The following is a 17,374-nucleotide window of genomic DNA, read 5'->3' on the forward strand; positions in this document are numbered from 1 at the left end:
TACCCAGGGCGTGTAAGTTAATTTGTAAGCACTGTTTAAAAAACTAACGTGGGTTATGCGGGAGCCTCTGCGCGACATACAGGCTCCTCGTGTACGAGGACACTACGCTACTATCGCTGAGTAGCAGGATAGAGACAGGCGCCTCTCCGGCAGACGTCGCCCGGACCCTGAAGGCTACGTTGTTGACTGTCCTAGCCTTCAAGACGACCTGCCTGGGGGCCCCGGCTAGGTCCCTGAGAACGTAGGAGTCTACGAGTATGTTGACCTTTACGTCCCTGTCTAGGTTGTTCTCCACGGAGGCGACGAGCTCGCACTCCCCTCCCATGTAAAGGTCCCCCCTGACCTTGACGTCCACAACCTTGACTTTACCGAGCCTGTCCTGCAACACCCTGTAGGCCTCGTCGAGCCACGCGTTTATGACCCCGGGGCTCCAGAACTCCGCCCACCAGTAGTCGCTGTCGAGGGCGTGCCATAGTGCGTACCTCGCTGACGCGCTGTAGCTGTCCCTCCCCTGGATCATGTTCTCGTAGGCCCTGAGGAGCCTCAGGGCCTCGGCCACCCTCGTCCAGTGCTTCTCCTGCTCAGCGACCTCGCCACGCCACTTGTTGAAAGTCCCAAGCCACGTGTTGGTGGGTATGTTGGTGAGCACCCTCCTCGCCGGCACCTCCTCGAGGGCCTCCCTGAGGTGCGTCGTCTTGATGAAGTTGAAGTCGGACAAGGCCTCGAGGTAGAGGAGGAGCTTGTCCGAGAAGTACGCGGTGAGGGGAGGGTTCTTCGAGAACGCCATCCAGTTCTCGCCGTCGAGCGCTATTGTCACTATCCTCGCCGCCTTCTCGAGCCACTTCCCCGCCACCATGTACGCGAACTCGTACGCGTTCCTCCAAGCGTGTAGCTCGGACACGAAGTTGTTCTGGAAGCTCAGGACGTTGCTGAGGTAGCTGTCCCTGAAGAACACGGTTATGTGGCTCCTGGTGGAGGGGTCTAAGAGGATGTACGGCTCGTAGTGCGTCGCCCTCTCGCCCTCCGCGTAGTAGAAGTGGTTGGAGTCGTCCAGCACCGTGTACTCCAGCCCGTTGTCCTGGAGTATCTTCACAAGCTTCATAGAGAACGCCATCTCGGGGGTCCAGAACCCCAGGGGCTCGTACCCGGCTAAGACCTCCTTGCTCACCTTGACCCCGTAAGCGACCTCCTCGGCGACGACGTCGGGTGCGTCTAGCACGTCTGTCAGGAAGCCCAGTATCGTGTGAGCGTACACGCTGGTCAGAATGTCTACCCTACCGCCCCTGGCGAACTCCACGTAGGATTTCAGTGTCTCCTCAACTAGCTTCACCTCGTCGCTCTCCCTGGCGAGCCCCCTCCCGTCTTTGAAGACCACACGCCCCTTGACGGCCATGTCCCACTGGTAGAGCAGGCTGGGGCTAAGGTTGAACGTAGCGGAGTAGCTCGGGTGGTTCTTCAGCAAGACCGCGTGGTAGTGGTAGGGGCCACGGCCGTAGGGGTTGAGTATGTCCTTGTAGACGTACGTGAAGGCCCAGTCCGCGTGGAACCTGCCTGCGGGGTCGTAGTTAGGGGCCTGGTGGTTGTGCCACACAAAGGCCACTTTAACAGGCCTCCTCGACGACGGGTCGCCCGTGATGTAGGCTACCTCGTCGACCGCCGAGGAGTCCAGGTAGAGCTTCAACTTGTGTATACCGGGCTGTTCGATCAAGGAGACCGAGGTTATGTCTACGACTCTCTCCCCCGCCTTCAGGTTCACCGTCTTTTCGGCCTGGACAGCGTTCTTCTCGTCGACCAGCCTGACTCTCAGGCTTCTCTCGTTCCCCCTGTTCTCGAGGAGTATGTGCGCCTTGGCCTCCCCGCCGGGCTTGTAGAGCGGTTTGTCCAGCACGAGGTAGGCCTCTACGCCGTTTACGTGTTTAAAAGGGACGATGCTAGACAATCAAACCGCCCCGTATACCTCGAGTAGCCTCGAGACAGACCTCGCCCAACTGAAATCCACCGATCTATGGACACAAGATCTCCTTATAATCGATGGAGCTCTAGGCTCCTCCTCGAGCAGCCTCCTTATAGCCGGGTCCACTATCTTTTTAGACACCCGTGTGGGTTGAGCTTTGCTGTCCCCGGCGGCCATGAACAGTGTTAGGTCTGCTAGGTAGGAGGCTAGCTGCTCCACCGACCCGTTCTCGAAGAGCACCCCTGTCCCACGTACCCCGTGTACCCTTATGTCGAGGACTGTCGTCTTGAACCCGCCGGTGTCGCTCGCTAGAACCGGGGTGCCCGAGGCCATCGCCTCTAGTGCTACGAGGCCGAAGGGCTCGTAGATGCTCGGGGCGACAAACACGCTTGCGGCGTAGTGGGCGGGGACGAAGACCCTCTTCTCCACGTGGCCGAAGACTATCTTCAGGTTCTTGTCGAACAGCCTGAGCCTCCTGACCATGAACTCGAGGATGCTCTCGGAGCCTGGCACTGGGATGACCATTAAGAGTACCCTGACCGAGGGGTTCCTGACCAAGACCTTCTCGAGGGCGTTGAGCAAAAGGTCGAAGCCCTTCTGCCTGGAGACCCTACCGGTGGCCAGTACCAGGTTACCGTCCTCCTCGAAGCACTGGTGCCAGGTGTCGCTCGCGGCTTCCACTCCCAGGGCCTTGAGCGTCCTGTAGGCCTCGTCGGAGAGTTCGCTGACGCTCCCCGAGCACAGCTCCTTGAACACGGCCCTCCTCGCTAGGGCTCTGTCGGCCACCCCCCTGTCCCCCGCTAGCTCCTTGACGTGCTTCTGGACAAACTCGGGCGTCCACGAGCTCGCGTTTGGCACCGTGAGGACTCTCAGGCCGTGGTTGAGGCCCACCCACTTCTCGACGGTCCTAGCGTAGTCGTCGCTAACGGTGACCGTGGCGTCGGAGACGAGGGGGACGAGCTTGTCGGTAAACCCCTGTGAGGCCTCGTAGTAGAACCTCAAGTCCCTCACGCCGTGCTTACCCCTAACCCGCTTCCCGCTCGCCAGGGACTCCAGGTCCTCTAGCCTCGCCCTCGACCTCGAGAGCAGGTGCACGTGGTAGACAAGCCTCGTCTTCACCCCCTTCTCGAGGGACAGGCTGTTCACCGCCACGATTGAGAGGCCCGAGTGCCAGTCGTTGGCGTGGAGGACGTCGGGCCAGGCACCCTCGTCCAGGGACTTCTCGTACAGGGCCTTCACCACGCGCGTGAAGACGAGGGCCTTCGCGTAGAGGTCGCCACCGTAGACGTCGCTGCTGTTGAAGAGGCCGCCGCTGACAATGTAGTGCCTCAAGCCGGCGATGTCCGAGGAGAACACCTTGTAGACCTCGCCATCGACCTTGTACTCTAGTAACACCTCCCCCTCGGGGGTGAGTCCATGCGAGGGTGTCACTAAAACGGCCTCGACTCCCCTCTCGTTGAGGCCCCTGGCCAGCTCCGGCGGTACTTCGGCCAGACCGCCGACCTTCCTCGTCGTCTTGGACTCGAAGGTCAGGATCCAGGCCCTCAACTCTAGACTACCACGCGACCCTCGTCTCTACGGTGAGCCTGACCTCTCTCCCCGGGTCTAGCTCGACCTGGTCCACGAACTGGACTGCTAGCCCCTGGTACATCTCCATAAGCCCCTTCTCGGTCCTCGCTAGAGTAGACAGCGGTGCCACCCACACCTCCAGCTCTCTACTCGCCGACAGCACTACGTCGGGGTAGACGGGGCTCGACACCCTTACAGAGCTGGCCCTGCCCACGTACTTGTCCCTGACGCTCATCCGCGAGCCGCCCACCGAGTAGGAGAGCTCCCCCTCGCCCACCCTGTCTACCTTAGGCGCCAGGTGGTACTCGTAGCCCACCTTGGCCCTTACGACACCGCCCCTCAGGTTCCTCACTGCGTAGTCGATAGCGAAGCCGTTGTCTAAGAACCTCACCCTCTTCTCCACTTCGACCTCGGCGACCCTACTCCCGAAGACGTAGTAGCCACCTGTAGCCCTCAGCGTCACACCCTCCTTGTCCATGTGAGTGAGGTAGTGCCTAGCCAAAGCGAGGTCGCTGAGGTCCTTGAAGGGCGTGTTCCACAGCCAGTCGTCTATCCCCGTGTCGGTGCTCCACAAGTGGACTCTAGCGCTGACACGCCTGTACCAGTCGGGCGTGAACTTCGCCCCCTCGAGGTAGGGCTCCGCGTACCTGCTCATCGTGTCCTGGAGGTTGTGCTCGAGCCCCTTCCTCTTGACGTCGAACTCGAAGACAGTGCCGCCGTCCCGGAGGTCTATGTAGACGTTGTAGTCCTTGCCTTCGACCAGGAGCTCGTCTAGGCCGTCGTAGTCGAAGTCCTCTAGGAGGAGTTTACGGGCCTCCTCCTCGAAGTAGCCCGCGGCCTCCTCGGCAGCTCTCTCCGCCTTGATGTAGTTCTCGTAGATCGCCTGCCTGAGGTGGGACAGGTACACTCCTCCGAACAAGCCGTGCCAGTACGCGTCGTTGCACTGCGCGAGCAGGTAGCTCCTCCAGGCCTCCTCCAGCCCGCCGCCCGCGCGCTCCAGCTTCCTCCTCACCCACAGCATCTTCTTGTGCATGTTGTTGACCTCGGCGTACTTGACGATGAAGTTCCTGAAGAACCCGCCGCTCCACTCCAGCATCTTGTCGTAGCTGCCCGGGGGCAGGTAGACCAGGCCCTTGACCCCGAACTGCTTCAAGTACTCGGAGGGGTGTATGGTCTGTATCTCCCTCTCGAACCTCAGCTTGTTCAGGAACTCCCTGAGCCACCACCTTGCCCAGCCGGGGTCTCTCCACTCGCCGAACTTCTCGGCGTCACTACCCCAGACAAGCACGGGGTTGTCGAGGCCCCTTACTCTGGTCTTCATGAAGTCGATCACTCTGTCCGGGTGCTCCCAGGGGAGGACGTACCGGAGGGCTGTGTCTATGAAGAACGCCGCGAGTCTACTCCCCGCGTCCTCTGTTAGCCAGGGGTACAGGGAGTCACTACTGGCCTTGTTCGCCCTCTGGAGCGTGGAGTCGTCGAGTAGGACGTACTCTATACCGCTCCTCGCGAAGTGCCCGACTAGTCCGGGCTCCCAGACCCTCTCCGGTAGCCAGGCACCTCTCGGCTTGAGCCCAAAGACCTTTTCTGCGAGCCTCATGTACTCCCGTAGCTGGAGGTCCCTGTCCTCACCGGGGAGTATCGGGAGGATCGCCTCGCCCAGGCTCCCTCCCAGCACCTCGACCACACCGTACTGTGCTAGCTTGGCGAGCTCGTTGAGCCAATCGGGGTAGTACTCGCTGGCGTACAGTAGGAGCGGGCCGCTCACGTGTACTGTGAACTTGAGGTCGCTGAACTCCTTCAGCACCTCGAGTAGTAGCTTGTAGCTGTTTTCGAAGATCCTGTCGTTGACCTTCTTCAGTTGCCCTGTCGGCTGGTGGAAGTGTATTGCGAACACGAAGTAGCCGGGCAAGGCTATACACCCAGGTACTCGTTTATATGCCTCGCGATCAGCTCCTTGGCCTCGCGGGGCTCTCTCTTCTCGGCCTCACTGATCCTGTCTGCTAGGTCGCCGAGCATAAAGACGTTTCTCACCCAGCTCGAGAAGTCGCCCCTCCTCGCGTGGAAGAGGACTATGTCGTCCGGCACGCCCCTCACCTGGTCGGCGAGCTCCAGTAGGCTCGAGGCCTTGAGGCCGATGAAGCCCTCGAGAGGTGAGTAGAAGTAGAAGGCCTTCTCGGGCGGCGTCTTGAACCTCCTCGCGAACCCCCTCGGGTTCCTGGCTATCGAGCTGGCCACAAGCATAGACAGGACCCCCACAGCCTCCATGAACAGGGCGTAGGCGTCCGGGGCGTTCTTGTAGGGCGAGAAGTATGCGTGGACCTCGCCTATGCTACCGAACTTCGTGGCTTGGTAGTACAGGTGGTCGCTTATCGTGAGGAGCTTCCACAGCCTCCTCAACCCCGGCTCGTCAAGCGCCACCACGTAGTAGTAGAGGTCGTAGAGCGCCTTCATAGAGGCCTGCTGCATGCTGTTCCCCAGCCAGGCGCTCAGGTCCCGCTCGTCCGCCCAGCTTATCGAGGACCAAGGCGGGACGTCGAATACGTCCCTAGCCGGGTACTTGTCTACCACCTCGCTCGGCGTAGAGAACGAGAGGTTCGTGTACTTCAGGACCTCGCCGGGGAGCCAGCGGAGGAACTCGTGTATGCCGGTCTCAGGCCAGTGGTGCTCGCCGAAGGTCTCGTAGTCCACGGCTATCATAATCACGTCGCCGGGGGTGGCAGCCAGCCAAGCCGAGTACTTGTCAGCCGTCAACGGGTACTGGTCCCAGTTCCTGTCGCTGAACCTGAACCCTACGTCGTCGCTCAGCCTGTAGTTCCTCGTCAACACCCTTATCTCGCTACCGTACGCCTTGTAGACGTAGTTCGGGGACCTCCAGCCCAGTACCCTGTCGACGCCCTCCGTCAACACGACCTTGTAGCCCAGCCCGGCGAAGACGGCGGCTATGTCGTTGTTGTACGAGAACTCCGTGTTCTCGATGCTAGTAGGCCTGTAGCCGACGGTCTCCTCCATTAGCCTCCTGTGCTCTGTGACCTGCTCGACGAGCTCTTTGTACTCGGGGACGCCGAGAAAGGCGACCATGCTGTGGTAGTAGGTCTGGCTCGCGAACTCCACCAGGCCTGTCTCCGCCAGCTTCCTGAAGAGCTCGATCACTTGCGGAGCCCACCGCCTAGCCTGCTCTACGAAGACCCCCGAAACCGAGTAAGTGACCTTGAACTTCCTGTCCCAGTCCTTGTAGCGGTTGATGTTCTCCAGTACGATCTGAGTAGCGGGTATATAACACTTGGCAGCCGCCCTCTCCATCACGAGTTTGTTCAGGGGCTGGTCGAAGAGAGCCTCCTCCACGTCTCTCAGCGTGAGCTCGCCTTTGAGGGCCCTCTCGACAAGCCTCTGGTAGACGTTCCTAGCGAGACGGTAGGGCTGGTGGACCTCGAACACGAAAACAACGTCGGGCATTTAAACACCAGTATTACAGATTACTCTAAGCCAAATAAACCATAATGACGGGATCTTTAAACATGTGATTAAACTGTTCAGTATAGTCGCAGTAGGCCCAGTAAGGGTATGGGGGTCCAGTCAGGCCTGTACATCAGCTCGTAAGCGAGCTCGTAGAGGGCCCTCTCGACGATCCACGGCTTTAAGAGGCTGTCCACGTCGCGTACCAGCCTGTCGCCAAGGCCGTGTAAGCCGAGGGGGCCTGTCCTCGCGAGGTAGGAGTACACCATTGAGGTCAGGTGGGTCCTCCTCCAAGCCTGTGCGGGGTCTTCCTCGAGAACCCTCCTTGCCAAGCTGTCTACGCTGCCTCCAAGCGTGTTGAGCAAGGCCGCAAAGGAGAGGTAGTGGAAGCTCCTCACGAGTGAAGCGACGTCTCTTAGAGGGGGCTCCTTCTCTAGCCTCTCCTCGAGGCTCCTACCGGGCTCGCCCTCGAAGTCTATTATGTAGAACTCGTTCTCGCCGGGGTCGTAGATCATCTGGAGGAGGTGGAGGTCCTGGTGTATCCTCGCCTTGTAGGCGTGGAGGAACCTGTCCAGGAGGCTACGCGCCTCCTCGACGGCTTGTAGACCCCTCTTCTCGAATACCTCCCTCCAGTAGGCCAGCCACTCGAACCCCTTAACCCTCGCGTACTCGTCGAACTTCTCTAGTATGAACTTCACCCTCTTGCTCAGCCTCTCCTCCCACTTCAACACGTCTCTGTCAGACACCTCCTCGAGGCCGAAGAAGCCTCTGTCGCCGGGCTTGTTTAGAGCGCTGTGTAAGCCGCCTGTTATCACGCCCAGCTTGGCCGAGAGGCCCACGTTCAGCCTCGTCCCCTGGTTCTTCAGCCACTCGGTGAGCTCGACGTAGAACGGGTAGCCGGCGTCGTTGTAGCCTGGTATGTACTGGAGGAGCATGGCGATAGGCTCTCCGTCCTCGTAGACGAGGCCTCTCACGCGGGGGGCGTTCTTGAACCCCTCCCTACTCAACTTCACGAGGCACTCGTACTCCATGTTGACTCTGGGGAGTAGCCTGTAGCTCTTCAACACCAACCTCTCGCCGCTCACAGTCTCTACCAGGGAGAGGACGTTCGTAGAGTCGAGCGTTAGAGGTCTAGCCGAGACCACGACTGGGGTTAGGTCGCTCGACAGCTCGACGTCTACGCCGGGCACCCTCTTCACTGCGTCGAGGAACCTCTTGTCGTACTCCGCCTCGTATATGAACCTCCCCTTGTAGGGTATCAGCCTGTCGCTCGGTAGACCCGGGTGGTCGCCCAATATGAATGATGCCTGGTAGACGTTGTCCCCGTCGCTGAACTTGAGGTGGGCGATGTCCTCTACGAAGGCCGTTTTAACCAGGACTGGTCTTCTCCCCCCGGTCTTCCACGGCCACCATCTAGCTCTAGTGATGTAATCTTCCAGTAGCCCGAGGGCCCCGCTCCACTCACCCGTTCCCGACATTACTTCTCGACCGCTACCAGCTGGAGGATCATTTTGAGGTAAGAGAGCAGGTCGTTCGAGTTCTTCACCCCACCGCTCTGGATGAGGCTCGCCAGGTACTCGTCCCCGACAGCGTCTCTAGCCCAGTTAGCCAAGTAGCCTTGGGCGATGTGCTTGTCTACAAGGGTCTTGTCCACGAGGTCGTAGGCCAGGAGAGCGTACAGCTGGGCGTAGCTCTTGAAACTGACTGGTACGGGTTGCCCCGTGGAGGGGTCGGTTATCAGGTATGCGGGGACGTCTCTCTTCGTCTTCAGGTTGAGTATGGTCTTCTTCAGCTTCAGCCCCTTCTCGGTCAAAACGAGGCCCTTCTCGCTCCTCGCTACTAAACCGTCCTTCTCGAGCTGGCGTACGTACTTCCTGAGACTTGACATGGTCAAATTAAGTTTCTGCTGAACGCTACCGAGGTCCAAATAGCCGTTTTCATCGCTCAATAACAGGATCTTGAGGTGGGACTGCTTCAAGAGGCGATCCCTCACAGAAATAAATAGCGGGTGTTGTTAAAAACTTATCCAGCAACCTATTTAGCTAAGAGGATCTTCTCGGGGCTCACGCTCTTGACGCCCACGTACAGGAGTAGTATGCTGACCGCTACCAGCACTGCCAGGTGTAGCATGGAGTAGTAGACCATTCCGTACACGTAGTCCTGTATCACCAGTATCGAGTGCGTGTAGGGTAGTACCATCAACGGGTACAGGATGCTCGGCTCGATCTTGGGGTAGTCGATCATGAAGCCCGAGAAGAACAGCGCCATGCCGATCATGTTGACCATGGTCGCGATGTTGCTCGCGCTCCTAACCCCCTGGGTCCTGGTCACGAACGGGGTCGCGATAGCCACCGTTACGAGGATCGTGAAGAAAGCCGTAACAGCGTGGAGGAGCACCAGCTTTAGGTCTATGACAAGCCAGAAGAAGCCGCCGACGGAGAGGGCTATCAAGTACATGTAGACCATTAGGCTCGCCACGTCCGAGAGGCTCGACACTAGTCCGAGTATAGACGCTGCTATCAGCTTCCCTGTGATGACCTCCGAGACGCCCAGCGGTGTAGCCAGCAGCAACTCAATGGTCTTCCTCTCCCTCTCCCCCACGATACCGTCTACCACGTACATGGAGGCTGGGGACACGACGAAGATGAGGCCGAGTATCAAGACCTTGGCGATGAAGGGCTTGATCTGCTCTAACGGCGAGGCTGGGGCTCCCGAGGGGGTGATGACTATTATGGGGCCCGCCACGACGGGTTGAAGTATGGAGTCCACGCTGAAGGATCCAGGCCCGAGCCCGGACATCAGGGCGAGCTGCCCGACCTTGACCTCCGAGAGGTTCCTCGAGAACTGGGAGAGGGTGGAGAGCACCGTGTTCTCCGCGTTGAGAGCCGGCTGTACACTGGCCTTCCTTATTATCTCTACTCTCGCCTGCTCCGTGAGGCTGGTCGCGTTACGCGAGAACCACTTCGGTACTACGACTACCAGGTCGTATAACGTCAGGTTGCCCGGCTCATACGTGTATGCGTGGACGTTGCATCCAGTGGCGGCGAGCGCCCGCGTCAAGTTGCCCACCAGCCACTCGGAGGACACGGTTACGTTGAGAGTGGGGTTGCTGTACGTAGTGTTGTCCATGTCCACTATGGCGACGTTAACGGGCTGCTGTGTCGACAGTAAGAGGACTGTGAGCCCTATAAGGGGCATCGACACGACGGGGAGTAGAATTGCTGCGAACAACGTCTTCTTGTCCCGCCACAGGTCCAGCAACTCCTTCCACACCACGACCTCCACGGCCCTAGGCCTCATCTCAACCACCCGTCGCCCTCACGAAGACCTCCTCGAGGTTGCTGGCGCCGTATTTCCTCTTCAAGTCCGACGGGCTGCCCACCTCTACGACGCGGCCCTTGTTGATGAACGCCACCCTGTCACACACGTACTCGACCTCGAGCATGTTGTGGCTGCTGAGGATTATAGTCGACTTGTTCTCCCTAGCGAAGCCCTTTATCAAGTCCCTTACCTTAATGCTGGAGTAGACGTCGAGCCCGCTCGTGGGCTCGTCTAGGAGGGCTACTTTCGGTTTCCTCATCAAGACGAGGCTGAGCAGTAGCCTCCTCTTCATCCCCTTACTGTACTCCCCGGCCTTCTTGTAGAGGTCTCCGCCCAGGCCGCTCACAGTAGCACCGTACCTCACGGTCTCGTCTACGTCACCCCCGTAGATGCTCGCGTAGAACTTCAAGTGCTCTAGACCGGTCAGCCGGGTGTAAACGTCCGCCTCCTCCGGGAGGTAGCCGAGGACTCTCTTTGCCTCGCCCGACTCCTTGAACGGGTCTAGACCCATTATGGAGACCATCCCGCTGTCCGGCTTGACGAGCCCGGCGATCATCCTGAGCGTAGTGGTCTTCCCCGCCCCGTTGGGCCCTATGAGGCCGAAGATCTCGCCCTCGTAAACCTCGAGGGTCACGTCCTCGACGGCCACCACCCTGCCGAAAGCCTTCCGCAGGTGCTCCACTCTGACGGCTACGGCCAAGCCGCCACCCTCCGGTGATAGCCGGGTATTACTTGCACTCCGTGGAGGGGGTATCCCTGGGTACGGGTTACCTATAAAAATTAACACACGCATCCAAATTAAGTGAACGGGGTATTGTTTTGAGCCCTAGCTCTGTTTACGACCGTGTGAGAGCTTTCCTAGACAAGTACGGTGACAAGGGCTTCCTTGTTTTAAAGGCTGCTCTCGAGGTGGCTGGAGACCCGAACGTCGACCACAGGTACGGCGACTTCAGCTTCAAGCACCTGGTCCTAAAGCTAGCGAGGCTGGGCTTCAACTACAACCCTGTCAACCTCTTGAGGAGCCTGGAGAAGGAGTACGGTGTCGTGGAGAAGTCCTACACATCCAGCAACCAGACGTGGTGGAGGTTCATAGACGTCGAGGCTGTGAAGAGCGCTGTGTACGGGGGCGCAGGTGAGCCCGACGACCCCAAGCTGGCTTTACTGAAGCTGAAGTACGAGAGCCTGGAGCCCGCCAGAGTGAGGAGCACCCTCTTGAAGCTCGCCTCTAAGCCCAGCCTCAGCAGCGTAGACAAGGAGTTGTTCAGGGGCATCGTCTTCAACGAGTTGACCAAGCTGGTGGAGCTCTACTACGAGATGTCGAACTACGAGGAGTACTTCGCCGCCCAGTTGAGCGAGGTGAGAGAGCTCCTCAGGCTAGCCGAGCTCGTGTCGGCGAAGATGTCAAAGGATAAAATGCTGGGCGAGAGTAAACTCCGCCTAGAAGAGACCCTGAGGGCCTTCGGACTACATGATAATACATGACATCGCTAGTAAGAAGATCCTCCCCCACCTAAGGGGGCTCTTAATCCACGAGCTACACCGGAGGAACATTAGCCAGCACAGGATATCCAAGCTCCTCGGCGTCTCCCAGCCCCTGGTAAACAAGTACTTGAGCAAGCCCTACACAGGGTACAAGGAGAAGCTCGTCGCAATGGGGTTCTCCGAGGACGAGATCCTCTACGTGGTCAACAACCTCGCCTCGTACCTCGAGAAGGGCGACGTCCTCAGGTTCGTGATAGTCTCCAACTACTACGTCAACGAGTTGGCGACGAGGTACGCCTGCCGGCACTTGTACTGGCTGAGGGAGTTCTGCGTGAAGGGCTCGCTAGTGGACCCGTTCATCGACGAGTACAAGGACTTCGTCAACAAGCTGTTGTCGAAGCCGATGCTCTACAAGCTGATACCCGAAGTAGGCACGAACATAGCCTACGCACCCCGCGAGGCAGTAGACCTAGGCGAGGTGATCGCCCTCACGGGGAGGATAGTGAGGCTGGACGGCGAGGTGGCTTACGCGGGCGAGCCAATGTACGGTGCTAGTAGGCACCTGGCTAGAATACTCGTGCTAGCCCGGAAGTACAACAGAGGGAAGAGGGTCGTGATGAACTTGGCGAACCTTCCTTGGATAAGCGAGCTCTCGGCCAGGATGGGCCTGAAGGTCGTCGAGACGGGCCCGCACGACAGCCAGGACTCCTTCTGGAGAGCGGTCGGAGAGGCCGTCGCCCAGAAGCCGGACGTTATCGTGGATCAGGGCGGTAAAGGGCTCGAACCCAACATCTACCTGTTAGCACGCGACTTCGTGGAGCTTGAGAACGTGCTGGACTACATACTGCAACACGGCGTGGTCTGACATGCCGGCCTACGCCAAGTACTGTATCGTGGGAGGGGGTGCTGTAGGGTCCGTTCTAGCCTTCTACCTGTCGAGAGGAGACCCGGGCCAGGAGGTCGCCGTCTTCTACAGGAGGAGCGAGTCTGTGAAGGCCGTCGAGAAGGCTGGTGGAGTGATCGTAGAGTTCGGGGGTAGTACGAGCCTAGTACGTGTAAGGCCCCTCCTCTACACTGAGACCGGGGTGGAGTGCGACTACGTTATAAACGCCGTGAAGGCCGTCGACGTCCCCTCCACGCTGGACTTGATGAGGGCTGTATCAAGGTTAGCCCGCTTAATCCTAATGGTGCAGAACGGGTTCGGGAGCCTCGAGCTAGCCGAGGAGGCCTTCCCAGACAAGTGCGTGGCGGGCGGCGTCGTCTACTTCGGCGCTGAGAGGGTCAGAGAAGACTACGTGAAGCACACGGGAGGCAACTCCGTTGTCGTCGGCTCGAGGAGAGGTTGGTGCGAGGGCCTCGACGAGCTGGCCGAGTCCCTCAGGAGAGGCGGCTGCGACGTCAAGGTGGTGGACAACATAGACTTCTACAGGTGGCTCAAGCTCGGCTTGAACAGTGTCGTGAACCCTTTGACGGCGATCGCCCGCGCCAGGAACAAGGTCGTGTTACTAGAGGAGGCGAGGTCCCTGGTGGAGATGATACTGAGCGAGGTCGTAGAAGCAGCGAGGCTCCACGGCGTCTCGCTAGACAAAGAGAAGCTCCTTAGACACGTCCTCAATGGGGCTCAGGCGACAGGGGAGAACTACTCGAGTATGGCGCAGGACTTGATGAAGGGGAGGAAGACCGAGGTAGACTACATTAACGGGTTCGTGGCGAGGACTCTAGAGTCTGCTGGTTGGAATATAAGCGTGAACAAGGTTATCACACTACTAATACACATGATCGAGGGATGGCATGAGCAAGAAGGTCACAGTTAGAGACATTATAAAGAAGAAGGGCGCAGAGAAAATAGCCGCCATAACAGCCTACGACTACACCACGACGAAGATCGTAGACCAGGCAGGGGTCGACATCATCCTTGTAGGAGACAGTGTTGGCATGGTCGTACACGGCCTACCCTCTACTATCCCGGTGTCGATGGAAATGATGCTGCTTCACGTGGAGAGCGCCGCGAGGGCTAAGCCGAGGGCGCTACTAGTGGGCGACATGCCCTTCCTGAGCTACGAGGCGAGCGTCGAGGACGCTGTCTACAACGCTGGCCTGATGCTCAAGAAGGGGGCCGAGGCCGTCAAGATCGAGGGGGGTGCGGAGATGGCTGACGTCATAAAGGCCATGGTCAAGGCTGGTATCCCTGTCATGGGCCACATAGGGCTGACACCCCAGAGGTACCTGCTCCTCGGGGGCTACAAGAGGAGGGGCGTGAAGGCGTCTGAGGTAGAGAAGATCGTCGAGGACGCGAAGGAGATAGAGAAGGCCGGGGTCTTCGCGATAGTCATAGAGTTCACTGCCGCCGACGTAGCCGCGGAGGTCACTAAGCAGGTCTCTGTGCCGACTATATGCATAGGCAGCGGCTGGATGTGCGACGGGCAGATACTAGTCCTCCACGACGTGCTCGGCTTATCGGAGTCGACTCCCCCGTTCGCCAAGAAGTACGCCGACCTGAGGGGGGCCATCCTGAGTGCCGTGTCCGAGTACGTGCGGGAGGTGAAGGCCGGCCTGTTCCCCGGGAAGGAGCACTCGTTTTTCTCGGACGCTTATAATCGAGGAAGCGAGTAGTTAAACAGGGGGTTTAAATGGGCTTGAAGTACAAGCTACTCTACCTCGTAATCGACGGGGCCTCGGACAGGTTGAGCGACCCCGTCACCACGCTGGAGGCATCCCACAAACCCTACCTGGACAAGCTCGCGAAGTACGGGGTCTGCGGCCTCATGTACACAGTGGGTAGGGGTATAGCGCCGGAGAGCGACGAGGCGGTGATATCGCTACTGGGCTACGACCCCCACGAGGTGTACACTGGGAGGGGGCCTATAGAGGCTGTTGGCGCTGGCATGTCCTTCAAGGACGGCTACGAGATCGCCTTCAGGTCGAACTTCGCCACTATAGATACCTCTACCAGGCAGATAGTAGACAGGAGGGTGGGCAGGAGCCTCACGAGTGAGGAGGCCAGGATGCTGGCCGGGCAACTGGACGGCATGGAGCTGGGGGTGCACGACGGCTACGTGAGGGTCAAGGCTACCATCGGGCACAGAGCAGTGGTGATAATCGGGAGCCGATCCCGCAGGCTCTCCCCCATGGTGAGCAACAACGACCCGGCTTACGTGAGGAAGGGGCTGATAAGCGTAGCAGTGAAGGACTTTCAGCCGTACATAGCTAGGGTAGAGCCTCTCGAGGACACACCCGAGGCTAGGATAACCGCCGAGCTCGCGAACGCGTTTGTGGAGAAGGCCATCGAGGTCCTAGACAAACACCCGGTGAACGAGGAGAGGCGGAGGAGGGGTCTACCCCCGGCCAACGCGATCCTCCTCAGAGACGCGGGAGGGTCGTTACCGAGAGCGCAACCCCTGACGGAGAAGTACAAGTGCAGGTTCGCAGTCCTAGCAGAGATGCCCGTCGAGGTCGGCATAGGCAGGATATTCGGCGCCGAGACAGTAGTCCTCGACCCCCCGAGCGGGAACCCGAGAAGGGACTACGAGGAGAGGTTCGAGGCCACTATGAAGGCGCTCAGCAACAACGAGATCGTCTACGTCCACCTCAAGGGCCCGGACGAGCCCGGGCACGACGGTGACTTCGAGCTGAAGAAGAGGAGGATCGAGGAGATAGACAAGTACTACGTGAGCCTCCTGGTCGAGAACAGGCCTAGCAGGCTCGCCGTGATAGTGACAGCCGACCACTCCACCCCGCCTAGCGTGAGGGCGCACACCGACGACCCAGTCCCCGTCGTCTTCAACGCGGAGGGCGTCGCGCCAGACGACGTGGACGCCTTCACGGAGAGGAAGTGCGCCAGGGGGAGGCTGGGGGTCTACGAGCACGGGTGGCAGCTACTCCCAGACATCTACTCCAGGTTCTTGGTGTAGAAGCCGTTGGGCAAGGCGAGAGTTTTTGCCCGCGTACCCCTCCACGTCTCCGGCTTCTGGGCCCCGGTCAAAGGCCCCGACGCCCAGCACACGGGTAGTTTAGGGGCCGGGCTCGTCCTAGACCTCTGGGTAGTCGCTAGGCCCTCTAGTAGTGGTTGCTATATCGAGGCCAACGGGGTGAGGGCGCTAGAGGGCCACGCCCGCAGGATCTGCGGGCTGGAGGGCTTCAACTTAGGCGTATCCGCGTCGTCTCCTGTAGGCCTAGGTAAAGGCTTCGCCCTGTCTAGCGCCCTGTCGCTCTCCCTCAGCACCCTGATCTCGGTGGCTCTGGGCAGAGGAGTCTCCGAGAGGTCGACGTGGAGCGCCCACGTAGCAGAGGTAGAGCACAGTACGGGTCTTGGGGACGTAATGGCCCAGTTCCACGGGGGCCTGGTTGTCAGGACCAGGCCCGGACCCCCGGGCGTCGGGGAAGCCGTGGTTGTGAGGGGTCTCAAGCCCGCGCTCGTAGTCGCCGAGCTGCCGGGGTCTGAGCCCACGCCGGCGGTTCTCTCCAGGATGGGCCCGTGGGCCCGGGAACTAGTCGATAAAGCCGTGGAGAGGCTCTTGGAGACCCGCGACGTCGCCCTCTTCTTCGAGCTGTCGAGGTCCTTCACGAGGAGGCTTTTCGACTACAGTAGGGTGGAAGACCTGCTCGCTGGCGTTAGGGGGGTGGCGGGGTTCTACTTGAAGAAGAGCGCCCTCGTGGTCTGGGTTGAGAGGGAGTGGAGCCACGACCTTGCCTCTTTATTAAAGGGTCGTGGGCTAAACACGTTTGAGACAACGGTGTCGGACGAAGGTGTCGGGCTTGTACATTCCACCGAGCCACCCGAGGCGGGAGAGCCTGCTGATAAGGGAGAGGCTGGTCGAAGGCTTTAAGAGGGGGTACGTGGTCCCAGAGGGCTTAATAGCCCATGGTCGGGGCGAGTGTTTCGACTACCTGATAGGGGAGGAGACGAGGGAGTTCGCCCGTAAGGCTATAAGGGCCGCTGCCGCCGCGCTACTCCTAGCGAAGCACCCGGTCATATCCGTTAACGGTAACACGGCCGCTCTTGTCGCAGAGCACGTTGTAAGGCTCGCGGAAGAGGTCCTGGCGAGGATCGAGGTGAACCTCTTCTACAGAACACGCGAGAGAGAGGAGCTTATCGCCGGTGTCCTGAGAGAGGCTGGCGCACGAGAGGTGTTGGGGGTGGGCGAGGACGCCTCCGCGACCATACCGGAGCTGTTCAGCGAGAGAAGGAGGGTGAGCCCCAGGGGGATCCTCGTCGCGGACGTCGTGTTGGTGCCCCTCGAAGACGGGGACAGGACGGAGGCTCTTAGACGGATGGGTAAGACCGTCATCGCGGTCGACCTGAACCCGCTTTCGAGAACCGCGAGGGCGGCGAGCATAACGATCGTAGACAACGTTGTGAGGGCAATGCCCGCTCTAGTGGAGGAGGTGAGAGAGCTCAAGAAGAGGCCTAAAAACGAGCTACAGGCGATACTGGCCTCATACGACAACAACCAAGTGCTGGCGGAAGCCCTGGACTTCATAAGGGACAGGCTAGCCGAGATCGCGAGTAGTATGCGGGGCTCTAGCACTCGATAGGGCTACGAAAGGGCTAGGCGGGAGTGGAGTAGAGGGTAAACGCCCAGCAGAACCGTGGAA

15 protein-coding genes are annotated in these 17,374 nt (G+C 59.6%); 7 read left to right on the forward strand and 8 right to left on the reverse strand.

Annotated elements, in window-relative coordinates; all coding sequences use genetic code 11:
- Positions 1-43 precede the first annotated feature (43 nt).
- The 8 genes from TCELL_RS05625 to TCELL_RS05660 form a co-directional block, all read right to left on the reverse strand.
- The gene (locus TCELL_RS05625; protein WP_014737768.1) at positions 44-1,939 is read right to left on the reverse strand and encodes a glycoside hydrolase family 57 protein; all 1,896 of its coding nucleotides are present in this window, start codon (positions 1,937-1,939) and stop codon (positions 44-46) included.
- Complete coding sequence (locus TCELL_RS05630) at positions 1,940-3,502, reverse strand: glycosyltransferase (RefSeq protein ID WP_014737769.1); 1,563 nt, start codon at positions 3,500-3,502, stop codon at positions 1,940-1,942.
- 7 nt (positions 3,503-3,509) lie between these two features.
- Positions 3,510-5,432, reverse strand: coding sequence for an alpha-amylase/4-alpha-glucanotransferase domain-containing protein (locus TCELL_RS05635; RefSeq protein ID WP_014737770.1), 1,923 nt, complete (start codon positions 5,430-5,432; stop codon positions 3,510-3,512).
- 2 nt (positions 5,433-5,434) lie between these two features.
- Positions 5,435-6,976 (reverse strand): glycoside hydrolase family 57 protein, encoded by a 1,542-nt coding sequence (locus TCELL_RS05640; RefSeq protein WP_014737771.1) that lies wholly within the window; start codon positions 6,974-6,976, stop codon positions 5,435-5,437.
- A gap of 77 nt (positions 6,977-7,053) precedes the next feature.
- On the reverse strand, positions 7,054-8,454 hold the full coding sequence (locus TCELL_RS05645) for a trehalose synthase-like protein (RefSeq protein ID WP_014737772.1): 1,401 nt from the start codon (positions 8,452-8,454) through the stop codon (positions 7,054-7,056).
- Positions 8,454-8,969 carry a winged helix-turn-helix domain-containing protein gene (locus TCELL_RS05650; RefSeq protein ID WP_014737773.1) on the reverse strand — a complete coding sequence of 172 codons (516 nt, stop codon included), beginning with the start codon at positions 8,967-8,969 and terminating at the stop codon, positions 8,454-8,456. The genes TCELL_RS05645 and TCELL_RS05650 overlap by 1 nt, the downstream gene beginning before the upstream one ends.
- Positions 8,970-9,010: 41 nt before the next feature.
- Complete coding sequence (locus tag TCELL_RS05655; RefSeq protein WP_014737774.1) at positions 9,011-10,276, reverse strand: ABC transporter permease; 1,266 nt, start codon at positions 10,274-10,276, stop codon at positions 9,011-9,013.
- A gap of 1 nt (position 10,277) precedes the next feature.
- The gene (locus TCELL_RS05660; RefSeq protein ID WP_014737775.1) at positions 10,278-10,997 is read right to left on the reverse strand and encodes an ABC transporter ATP-binding protein; all 720 of its coding nucleotides are present in this window, start codon (positions 10,995-10,997) and stop codon (positions 10,278-10,280) included.
- Between the two features lie 146 nt (positions 10,998-11,143).
- On the opposite strand from TCELL_RS05660, the gene TCELL_RS05665 reads away from it, so the two are divergent.
- Genes TCELL_RS05665 through TCELL_RS05695 form a run of 7 tightly spaced genes read left to right on the forward strand, consistent with a single transcriptional unit; the run spans position 11,144 to position 17,314 of the window.
- Entirely contained in the window at positions 11,144-11,779 is a 636-nt protein-coding gene (locus TCELL_RS05665) for a hypothetical protein (RefSeq protein WP_238529001.1), read from the forward strand.
- The gene (locus TCELL_RS05670; protein ID WP_014737777.1) at positions 11,766-12,644 is read left to right on the forward strand and encodes a thiamine-phosphate synthase family protein; all 879 of its coding nucleotides are present in this window, start codon (positions 11,766-11,768) and stop codon (positions 12,642-12,644) included. Before TCELL_RS05665 ends, TCELL_RS05670 begins: the two co-directional genes overlap by 14 nt.
- A 1-nt stretch (position 12,645) precedes the next feature.
- The gene (locus tag TCELL_RS05675; RefSeq protein ID WP_014737778.1) at positions 12,646-13,593 is read left to right on the forward strand and encodes a ketopantoate reductase family protein; all 948 of its coding nucleotides are present in this window, start codon (positions 12,646-12,648) and stop codon (positions 13,591-13,593) included.
- Positions 13,571-14,392: a 3-methyl-2-oxobutanoate hydroxymethyltransferase gene (panB, locus tag TCELL_RS05680; protein ID WP_014737779.1), complete on the forward strand. Its 822-nt coding sequence runs from the start codon at positions 13,571-13,573 to the stop codon at positions 14,390-14,392. Before TCELL_RS05675 ends, panB begins: the two co-directional genes overlap by 23 nt.
- Before the next feature lie 17 nt (positions 14,393-14,409).
- Positions 14,410-15,690 (forward strand): BPG-independent phosphoglycerate mutase family protein, encoded by a 1,281-nt coding sequence (locus tag TCELL_RS05685; RefSeq protein ID WP_014737780.1) that lies wholly within the window; start codon positions 14,410-14,412, stop codon positions 15,688-15,690.
- A 6-nt stretch (positions 15,691-15,696) separates the two neighbouring features.
- Positions 15,697-16,605: a pantoate kinase gene (locus TCELL_RS05690; protein ID WP_014737781.1), complete on the forward strand. Its 909-nt coding sequence runs from the start codon at positions 15,697-15,699 to the stop codon at positions 16,603-16,605.
- Positions 16,535-17,314 carry a 4-phosphopantoate--beta-alanine ligase gene (locus TCELL_RS05695; RefSeq protein ID WP_048163285.1) on the forward strand — a complete coding sequence of 260 codons (780 nt, stop codon included), beginning with the start codon at positions 16,535-16,537 and terminating at the stop codon, positions 17,312-17,314. The genes TCELL_RS05690 and TCELL_RS05695 overlap by 71 nt, the downstream gene beginning before the upstream one ends.
- Positions 17,315-17,374: the final 60 nt, after the last annotated feature.

It is taken from the genome of Thermogladius calderae 1633 (assembly GCF_000264495.1).
In the GTDB taxonomy this organism is placed as follows: domain Archaea; phylum Thermoproteota; class Thermoprotei_A; order Sulfolobales; family Desulfurococcaceae; genus Thermogladius; species Thermogladius calderae.